The following is a 10,324-nucleotide window of genomic DNA, read 5'->3' on the forward strand; positions in this document are numbered from 1 at the left end:
TTCACTCGGTTACGCCCAATTTATTCAACAAATCTTGTTCTGTCAGCTATAAAACTTCTCTCCAGACTCCAATCTATCCAACAAGCCCTGACACGGCTTAAATCGCTCGCCATATTTAAGCTCAAACTGGTTCATCCTCTCGATCAAGTTCTCCAAACCGTAAGTATCAATAAACCTGAACGGGCCACCTGTAAATGGCGGGAACCCAATACCAAAGATGGCGCCAATATCGCCGTCTCTTGCGCTCGCAATAATCCCTTCATCAAGACAGCGTACCGCCTCATTTAGCAGTGGAATAGTGCAGCGAAGGGCAATATCTTCTTCGGAGATACTGCGTGAAGGCGTCAATTTCAATAATCCATACACAGATTTATCGACCTTCTTGTCCTTGCCTTTGTATTGGTAGAACCCCTTGCCGACTTTTCTTCCCTTGCGACCATCATTGAGCAGGGTATCGAACAGGTCTGGGCCTTGGAATCGCTCACCTAACTCTTTGACTAAAATAGGCATGATCTTGGCACCAATATCCACGCCAACCTCATCAAGCAAGGTTATTGGACCAACCGGGAAACCAAAGTTAAGCAAGGCATTGTCAATATGCTCTATTTCTTGCTCTGCCATTAGTACTTGTGCCGCCTCGTTCATATAAGGTGCAAGAATGCGGTTCACATAGAACCCAGCGGTATCTTTAACCACAATCGGAGTTTTGCCTTGCTTACGAGCTAGGGCTACCACAGTGGCCACAGTTTCATCTGAGGTTGTTGCATGAGGGATTACTTCAACTAACGGCATCTTCTCTGCTGGGCTAAAGTAATGCAGGCCTACGATATTTTCAGGCCTTTGAGCACTTTCGGCTATCTGATGAATAGGCAAAGATGAGGTGTTTGAGGCAAAGATAGTGCTATCTGAACACTCATTTTCAATCTCTTTCACCATGCTTTGTTTCAACGCAAGGTCTTCAAATACGGCTTCGATGACAACCTGAGCTTTATTAAACCCTAAATAGTCCGTTCCGCCACGAAGCTGAGACATTTTAAATTGCAGCTGTGCTTTAGAAAGAATGCGACGCTTGCGCTGCTTGTTTAACAGCTTGTAGTTGTAACCAAGCGCATTAAGCACGCCATCTTGAGACACATCCTTAAGATTCACTGGTAGCTTGGCTTTAGCCAGTGAAACATGCGCAATCCCCGCTCCCATCAAACCGCCACCAAGGACACCCACATGCTTAACCTTTGCAGGAACTGCATTACCAAAGTGCTCTTTCTTCATTTCTGTTGTAGCAAAAAACAAAGAACGCAGCGCCTTAGATTCAGAGGTCATCACTAGCTTGCCAAATTCAAGGGCTTCTTTTTCAAGCCCCTTGGCAAAGCCTTTTTCTAGGCCAAACTGCATCACTTCAAGGATTTTGTCAGCAGCGGGATAGTTACCACGCGTCTTTTGCTTGGTTTTCTTTGCGGCTTGGTCAAAAATCACTTTGCGACTCAAGCCAATGCTGGAAATGAGTTTCTCTTTGGCGGGTGCTTTGCGTTTTGGTTTAGATTTAGCGGCGTAAGTCTTTGCAACGTCCATCAAGATACTCTGAGGAACGCTGGCATCTACAAGGCCCAACTTCTTTGCCTTCTTCGCTCTTACTTGCTTGCCAGTCAGGATCAAGTCAAGGGAGGCCATAAGGCCAATCAAGCGAGGCAAACGCTGAGTGCCCCCTGAACCAGGTAACAAACCTAACTGAACCTCGGGCAAGCCCAAGCGAGTAATATCATCATCACTGCACACTCTGTAGTCACACGCTAACGCTAGCTCTAATCCACCACCGAGACATGGGCCATGAATGGCTGATACCACAGAGAAAGGAAACTCACCTAATCTTGCAAACATCTGCTGACCAGTCGTTGCAAGCTCTGTCGCTTGCTGCGCCGTGCCGCATGCATCGAGCATTCGCACATCGGCGCCTGCCACAAAATTATCCGGTTTCAAAGAGTAGACAATCAGGCCTGTGATCTCTGATTTCTTTGCCTCAAGCTGCCCCAAGATTTCATTCATCTCATCAGCGAATGCCGCTTGCAGGGTGTTCATCTTCTCACCCTGCACGTCAATTGATAGCCAAGCTAACTGCTCTGAATCTATGCTTAGATTAAATGTTTTAGTCTCGCTCATTATTCCACCTCCAGGATCATTGCAGCACCCAGTCCACCAGCAGCACAAGCCGTATTAAGACCTAACCCGCCCCCTCGTCGTTTGAGCTCTCTTAGGGTTTGCGTAATCATACGAGCGCCCGTTGCCGCAAATGGATGTCCGTAAGCAATAGAGCCACCTAACACATTGAACTTATCCATATCGATTTCGCCAATGGCCTTATCTCTGCCTAGTTTTTCTTGAGCGAATTTATCGCTAGCAAACATCTTCATATTGGCTAGAGCTTGAGCTGCGAAGGCTTCGTGCATATCGATCAGCGTTAGATCATTTAGTGAAATACCAGCGCGGTCTAGTGCTATGGGAGTTGCATAAGAAGGCCCCATCAACATGTCTTTCTCAACGCCAGTGGCTGAAAACGCGTAGGAGCGAATGTACCCTAGAATGTCTAAGCCTAGTGCCTTGGCTTTACTTTCTGTCATCAGCATTATCGCCGCCGCTCCGTCAGTAAGTGGCGTGGCATTGGCTGCCGTTACCGAACCAAATTGACGGTCAAAGGCAGGTCTTAATTTGGCGTAGCCTTCAATGGTAGAGTCAAAGCGAATGTTGTTGTCTGTATCAATCCACTTCTTATAAGGTTCGGGATAGGCCGTCATGACTTCATCACGAATTTTGCCTTCATTCCATGCCTCAGCGGCAAATGCATGGGAACGGTGTGCTAATGCATCTTGATCCTGTCTAGAGATAGAGTGCGTCTTTGCCATTTGCTCTGCCGTTTGCCCCATCGATAGTCCGGTAGAGTATTCTGCAACAGCGGGAGGCACAGGCATCAAGTCTTTCATCTTGAAGCTGCTTACGATTTTGAGTTTTTGTGATAGCGAGCGAGCTTTGCTCAGTGCTAAAAGGTTTGAAGCTAGAGATTTAGTCACACCAATCGGTAGCACTGATGATGAGTCTGCGCCACCGGCAATACCCACTTCGATGTTACCAACAAGGATGGATTCAACGACATTGGCGGTGGCTTGAAAGCTGGTCGCACAAGCGCGTGTCACACTGTAGGCGTCAGTATTAATATCCATGCCTGTACCCAGCACAATCTCTCGCGCAATGTTGGGGGCCGCTGGCATTTGGATGACTTGCCCAAATACGACCTGCTCTATCATAGACGGGTCGATCTCGGTACGCGCAAGCATTTCACTTACCACCATCTTGCCAAGATCTAATGCAGGCACATCTTTGAGTTCTGTGCTTTGTCTCGCAAAGGGCGTTCGAAGCCCTGCGACTACTGCCACCCTATCTCCCTGCCGGGTCGTCAACTGTTGTAATCCCATCACACATCCTTAGTTAAGAGGTCAGACCTCACCATTGTAATCAGAATGTTAATGAAATCAAAAGATAAAATGCACAAATCCGATCTACATCGAGATAAGTGCACCTGAATATTCACCGGATAAGGCCACTCTAGAGGGGATTAATGCTAGCTTTTATCGAACTCAACTTGGCAACGAAGCCCAGCCGATAGCGCTCCACTGTCATTATTGAGGGAAACCGTAACTGCAAAGGTATTGCTTGCTGCATCAATAATAGGGTCGATAATTTTTACTTTGCCCGTATACGGGGTTTTTGAGCCCAAGGTATACAAGGTAATCGCTTCATTTTTCTTAATTGAACCATACAATTCCGCAGGTAATACGACCTCCGCATGCATTGGGTTTAGGGTTGCAATGCGCAGGAAAGGGAGTTCATCTACAAACTCGCCGGGGTCCTTAATTCGCTCAATGACAACACCGGAGATAGGGCTGCGCGTTTCACGCTGACTCAATCTCACCCTTGCTTCCTTCAGTTGAAATTCGGCCAGTCTCTGCTCTGTTAACATCTCATCTTGCTCGTTGTCAGAGATCAGGTTCTTTCGGTAAAGATCAGCATTACGTTCAACCTTACGCTTTGCAAACTCTAACCTGGCCTTTACCGTATTTACCGCTGCAATTTCTAAGGTGGAATTAAGCTTCATCACCACTTGGCCTTTTTTGACCGTATCCCCACGATTTACCCTTAATTCCTTAATGATCCCTTGAACCCCGCTTGATAATTCAACATCAAAGCTTGGTTCCAACAAACAACTTAAAGGGGCCAATTCATTGCCAAAGCTGTCCGTTTCAATATTGGCTAAAGCCATTGGAGACAGCAATAATGTCCCTAACATCCATGTCTTTATTTTCGTCATCTTGCTACACCTGTTGCTGAGAAAAAGACAACAGTTCCTGCTGCTGCTCATCATGCTTCAATAACTGGGTGCGACGTCGCTGATGTTGTCGCTCAACTTTCCTCTGGCAACGTCGAATCCCTTTAAACAATAGTTTATTTTTCAATATCTTGGGAATTGGCAAGTAAATTATTGCTCTCAATAATTTAGCCCAGCCTTTGGTTATCAATTCTTCTTCCAATGAGAGTACAAACTCGACGCTGCCACTGTCCCCTTGCCGAGCACAACGCCCCTCTAGTTGCCTGTCGACCCGAGAAGAATTATGTAGCCCCGTCACGATGACATGCAGCCCTCCTTGAGGTTCCACATTGGGTGCAAGCTTAATATCGGTTCCCCGCCCTGCCATACTCGTGGCGATCGTAATCTTAGAGGGCAAACCGGCTAAAGCCACGATATCTGCCTCAGCTTGATCCTGTCTCGCATTAAGTACCTGATGATCAATATCCTGCCTTGTAAGTAATGACGAAAGCCATTCAGAATCGCGTAAGGATTGGGTGCCAATCAGAATGGGCCTCTCTCCTTGTTCGCGGATACGATGAATACGAGATACGATTGCCAGCCATTTTTGTTCTTCGGTTAGATAAACAGATTCTCCCAGTTGTCTGCGTTTGCTTCGCTTATGGGTTGGGACATTCACTACAGGTAACTCATAAACCCTCCAAAACTCACTTCTCACCTCATCGGCGGTGCCCGTCATACCCGAGAGGTGGTGGTAAAAACGGAAAAAGTTTTGAAAACTAATGCTCGCTAACGTCACTCTTGGATCACTAAGCTCACACCCTTCTTTGATTTCAATAAGTTGATGTAGCCCCTGCTCCCAAGTTCTATCAGGCATTCTACGTCCAGTATGTTCATCAATAATGACCACCTGACCATCATCAACCAAATAATGCCGGTCTTGAATGAAGAGATGTTGTGCAGTTAAGGCCTGCTTGACCAATTCCAAACGGCGAACTCGGCTGTGCCATAACGGGCCAAACTTTGTTGTCATAGCCTCTATTCGCTCTTCGCCAACGGGGGTGAATTCTATCTGTTTTGAGGGCAGTCGAATCCTAAATTCTTGGTCTTTTACCAGGGCTATCCCTACCTCAAATGCCTGCTGATACATCAAGGTTTGCTCTTGCTGAGGCGCTGACTCTCCCGAGATCACTAGAGGCGTAGTCGCCTCGTCCATAAACACCCCATCCGCTTCATCGACCACGGCAAAATGCAGTCCTCTTTGCATCAGATTATCCAACATACCACTATGAGAAGACGGCATAGAACGCAAGGCATGCAACTGCAAAGATTCATCAAATTGACCAAGCTGGATACGGTCTTTCAGATAATCAAAGGCTAACTCATTGTTGGTGCAATAGACGATATCCTTAGCATATTGTAGCTTGCGCTCATCTAAGCTTAACCCCTGAACAACCACTCCCAAGCTCAAACCTAGCCGTTGATAAACTGACGCCATGAGCTCGGCGTCGCGCTCTGTGAGATAATCGTTTACGGTAACCACATGCGTAGGCACTCCCGCAAGAGCGGCGGCAGCCACAGGAAGGGTTGCTGTTAATGTCTTGCCCTCACCCGTTTGCATCTGGCCAATATTGCCATGCAATATGGAAAGACCGCCAAGGATCTGACTATCAAAATGCCACATACCCAACTCACGCCCTGCAACTTCCCGAATCAAGGCAAACACCTCAACGGTAAGGTGATTGGTCAACCCATCGCGCAGTAGGGCCTGATGTATTTCTTTAATACTGCTATTGAGTTGCTGTTCCGTTAGATTTCGGTAGTGTTTGTCACGACGTTTTATTCGCCAAAGAAGAGGCTTATAAAGCCACACAGAGGAGCGAAGAGGTCTAGTGCCAAAAGCGGTTAGACTTCTCCACCAGCGCTCCATACGCTCTTGTTTTTCAATCTGCTTCTGCGGTCGTTCTATGAGCGAACTTGGCCTTCTTTGAGGGCGTTTATACATCGAACTGCCTCAATAGCAGGCGTCTTACGCCACGATACCAACGATAAGCGATGGGCTCAGGCTGGTGCTCAAACAGCACATGAACTCTTTCGTCAAATCGGTCAAGCGGCAAAAGAGAACTGTCCAGTTCAACTCTAAAGTAACTACTGTAGCTCTCAAGATCGTGGCTGCGATTTGGGTCTAAAGCAATCAAGCCCCCTCCCTCTGTTGCAAGTACTCCACTGGGTAGGTTTCTCGTGGAGGACGGAACCAATCTCAATATCTGACTTGGAAACTCTTGGTCCGATTTTGAGACAAGTTTAAGGGTGACAGATTTGGTTTCACTCCTTACCCTATCGATGTCATCTTCTGAAATCATTGTTGCCAAGGGCAAGGTATCAAAATCCACTAGAAAACCGATGATCTCACCGCGGTTATAGAATCGACCTTGCTTAGCATCCCGGTGAGCAAAAATAAAGGTTCCCTTGTCAGGGCTCTTAACCGTCAGATGTTGTAGTCTGCCATTGATATCTCGGTATTCTTGCTCAAGGTATTTGTACTCTTGTAGAAGAATGTTCGACTCGGTGCGATTGTTCACGCTTGCCTCATACCTCAACCTTGCTTCATCCAGCTGAGATTTTATTACCCTCTCTCTGGATTCAAGGCCGGGAGAGTCCATCTCTATTATGACGTCTCCCATCTCTATCTCACCATCGTCACTCACTTGCACCGCTTTAACAAACCCTCCGGTTTGAGCACGAACATAGGATTCCTGAGGCACGTAAATAACCCCTTGAGCATAGGTTTTATAAGGGACTGGCATATAAAAGAGTAGGAATATGACCCCTGCCACCAATAATGCTGAACCTATATAGATGGGTACACTAATTCTTCGCATAAAAGGATCTTGCCTTGGCTTTGCCACCACTTTAAGAATGGGCATCACTAAACTTGTCATCACTGACCAAATAGCAAGGATGATGCCAATAAAAAAATACTTGCTGGCGACAAATAACGAGATAGCCACCATCACAAACAGTCTGTAGATATAGGATGCTACGGCATAAAACACTAACCAGAAGGATTCCGATCGGCTATGTGCATTGGTTCGGACTTGAGAGATTCGAAACAGGTAACGTTTAACCCAGTACCCCACCTGCGCATTACCACGTGAGGCCAGATTTGGCGTCTCAAGAAAATCAGCAAGTACGTAGTAGGCATCAAATCTTAATAAGGGATTGCCGTTAAATAACAGGGTCGAGATGCCACCAATTAACATGACGTTATACGCCAAAGCTCGAACGATACCTGGCTCAACCAACACCCAGATAATCATCGCAAGCGCTGCCATGAACAACTCTGCCAACACACCCACTGCTCCCACGATCATACGTTGGTATTTATTGCTAAAAGAGCTTGCTGCTGATGCATCCACATAAGGCACAGGGATAAAGATAAGTAGCATGATCCCCATTTCATGCACCTCACCACCCCAGCGCTTTACCGCCCAGCCATGACCTAACTCATGAGCGAGCTTTATCACTGGGTACACCAAAGCCATTAGGAACAGATTCTCTAACCCAAGTACTTGATCACTCAAATTGTTGGTAAGCTCTCCCCAGTGCAATGTCACAAAAAGCACCCCTAAAGCGACTACAGCAAACCAACACAAGGCGCCAAACCGAGAAAAAATAAGTCGTGCCGCCCATTGAGTGGCAGTGAGAAATACCTCTGGATCCAAGAGTGGAATTCGAACACTTAATGGGGATTTAAGTTGCTGCAGTACTTTCTTGCGTTGCTCAGTCTCATGTCTTTTATGCAGGTGCTTAATACTCGGAAGGACATTAGTTTGGACCACATTGGCCTTGTTGAGTTGGCCCACAAGATTGATCACCTCATCTTGGCTAGGCAGATCCTCTTTCAGGTCATGGCAAGCGATATCCCAGATTTCCTGTAGTGTTCTATCGCCATTCATCAAACCGATCAGACGATACGCTTGTGGAGTAAAGCGTTGAAATTGACCCGTCACATGATCTTGCAACACGTACCAAACCTTGTCGCGATATACATGTCGATGAATATCTGCGTGCTTGCGAACTCGAACCTTGAGATCGGATACCTTGTACCAGGCGGGGCTAAATAGGGTCTGAGACATCGAGATCGACTACCCCCACCAAGACCACACTTGCAACCTAAGCCATTCTGTCAGCTCTCGCGTCCATATATGTGCAAACAAACGTTCATCGATATAGACCTTGCCTATTCCTTCCATCCCGGGTTGGAGCTGCTGTGAAAATTCCTTGAGGTCACCCTCGACGATAAAATAACTCGAGCCGTCTTTTACCTCTGTGATGGGAGTGATCTTGCTGACCACAAACTCGAAGCCTTTTTCAGGTAATGCTGACAGGTAAAGGGTACCTACTTGGCCCAATTCTAAGTCTGATATTCGGCTTTCATCCACCTGAAGCTTAATTCGATAACTGTCCAGTGGTGCTACCTCCAGCAATAACTCTCCTTTAGTGACCGCACTGCCAAGTCGCTGACTTAAATCCCCACTGACAATGAGACCATCATAAGGAGCAACCAACTTACCTCGTTCTAATTGGCTCTCAACCAAGGCAAGCTGAGCCTCTACTTGTCTTTCTTGAGCTGACAGTATATTGATCCTCGCTCTATCACGCACCGCCAGTGCCTCTAGGCGCTGACGAACAAGTTTGCTCTCTTCACTGAGCCACTTTAAGCGCTCAAGGCGTAGATCTCTGTCATCCATTAGCACTAGCTCTTCACCATCAATGACCCTATCACCGGCGCGAACTAAGGCTTGATTTATGTATCCGTCAAAAGGGGCAACTATGGCACGCTGAATACCGCTTTCTATCGTAGCATTGGCCGACAGCTTGTACTCCCCGCTCGTTGTCGCAAGCAAGTATCCGAGGATGACAATAGAAATAAGAGTTAGCTTTCGACCTAGATAGCTAGGACCCAGCAAGCGTACGAATTGCTGTCTTGTGCCATCTAGAAGTTTTTGAGGCAAAGACCTGTCGTTTATTCGCTTATCATCGAGAGTCGGTAAAATAAGACTTGCGATACTCTGACATAACTCCGAATCTGTTTCGCTCCAGTGTTGATCCGGCTTACCTTCCACAACAAGCGCACCATATATCTCACCGCGAAGATACAAAGGAATGGAAATCAGTCCAATATCCCCTTGACTGGATGACAGGTTTTGATGAGCTTGGGTGATAGCTTGTTGCTGTGGTTCGGGGAATCGGATGATCTTCCCCTGATCAATACACTCGTCCATGACACGCTCAATCAAGCGTACATGGTTCATCTTTTTACCAAACTGGGCGCTATGGGATAGATGCTTCAGCCTCGAACGCTTCTTTTTGTATTCACCTAGACTCACTCGATCACAATTGAGTAAAACAGCCAACTCAGTGACCATTCGAACCGCCGATGCACCATAGCTTGATTCGGCAAGTACCCTTGCTAATATTTCCACTCGGGAGGCATAGGATTCTTGAGCCAATTCGGCCTTTTCTACCCTAAGTTGCTGTTCAGCTACCTCAATCCCTGACGCACTCCATTGCAACAAGGTTAGCGCTTGAGTCAGTTCAGATTGAGAGTTGACCTGAATGGCAAAACACGCAAAAGCGATCAGTTGCCCTGCATTGTCCAATATTGGATAGAGGAGCCCAAATGCCTCTCCCGCTGGCGAAATAGAAGCTAGCCGAGTGACTTGGGGCTGCGCGGTTTGTTTGTTCTCATCAACCAATTGGTGCAAGTAAGCAAAATTATCATGCTGAGGCTGAAAATTAGCGACCGCTATCAATTCGCCACTAATGGGCAAATACACGGACGCACATTGCATCCCTGGGATCAAAGACTTATGTTTGGAAAGCCAAGTATGATAGTAATCATCTTGGATTTGAGAGTGCTCGGAATGCGTCTCGGCAGGCGCAACTGAGCTCTGTTGGGTCATAACT

At 46.9% G+C, this 10,324-nt stretch carries 6 protein-coding genes; all 6 read right to left on the bottom strand.

Annotated features, from left to right (window positions below; genetic code table 11):
- Positions 1 to 42 precede the first annotated feature (42 nt).
- The 6 genes from fadJ to D5I41_RS17375 all read right to left on the bottom strand — a co-directional run bounded on the left by fadJ (position 43) and on the right by D5I41_RS17375 (position 10,320).
- Positions 43 to 2,154 carry a fatty acid oxidation complex subunit alpha FadJ gene (gene fadJ / locus D5I41_RS17350; protein WP_119010885.1) on the bottom strand — a complete coding sequence of 704 codons (2,112 nt, stop codon included), beginning with the start codon at positions 2,152 to 2,154 and terminating at the stop codon, positions 43 to 45.
- A complete protein-coding gene (gene fadI / locus D5I41_RS17355; RefSeq protein WP_119010886.1) occupies positions 2,154 to 3,461 on the bottom strand; it encodes an acetyl-CoA C-acyltransferase FadI in 1,308 nt (435 codons plus the stop codon). Before fadI ends, fadJ begins: the two co-directional genes overlap by 1 nt.
- A gap of 146 nt (positions 3,462 to 3,607) precedes the next feature.
- Positions 3,608 to 4,354, bottom strand: a complete 747-nt coding sequence (locus D5I41_RS17360) for an efflux RND transporter periplasmic adaptor subunit (protein ID WP_119010887.1) — start codon at positions 4,352 to 4,354, stop codon at positions 3,608 to 3,610.
- Between the two features lie 4 nt (positions 4,355 to 4,358).
- The gene (locus D5I41_RS17365) at positions 4,359 to 6,356 is read right to left on the bottom strand and encodes a preprotein translocase subunit SecA (protein ID WP_119010888.1); all 1,998 of its coding nucleotides are present in this window, start codon (positions 6,354 to 6,356) and stop codon (positions 4,359 to 4,361) included.
- Positions 6,349 to 8,490, bottom strand: a complete 2,142-nt coding sequence (locus D5I41_RS17370) for a site-2 protease family protein (RefSeq protein ID WP_119010889.1) — start codon at positions 8,488 to 8,490, stop codon at positions 6,349 to 6,351. The genes D5I41_RS17365 and D5I41_RS17370 overlap by 8 nt, the downstream gene beginning before the upstream one ends.
- 9 nt (positions 8,491 to 8,499) lie before the next feature.
- Positions 8,500 to 10,320, bottom strand: coding sequence for a GAF domain-containing protein (locus D5I41_RS17375; RefSeq protein WP_119010890.1), 1,821 nt, complete (start codon positions 10,318 to 10,320; stop codon positions 8,500 to 8,502).
- Positions 10,321 to 10,324: the final 4 nt, after the last annotated feature.

The organism is Vibrio superstes (assembly GCF_003569005.1).
GTDB classification, from domain to species: Bacteria; Pseudomonadota; Gammaproteobacteria; order Enterobacterales; family Vibrionaceae; genus Vibrio; species Vibrio superstes.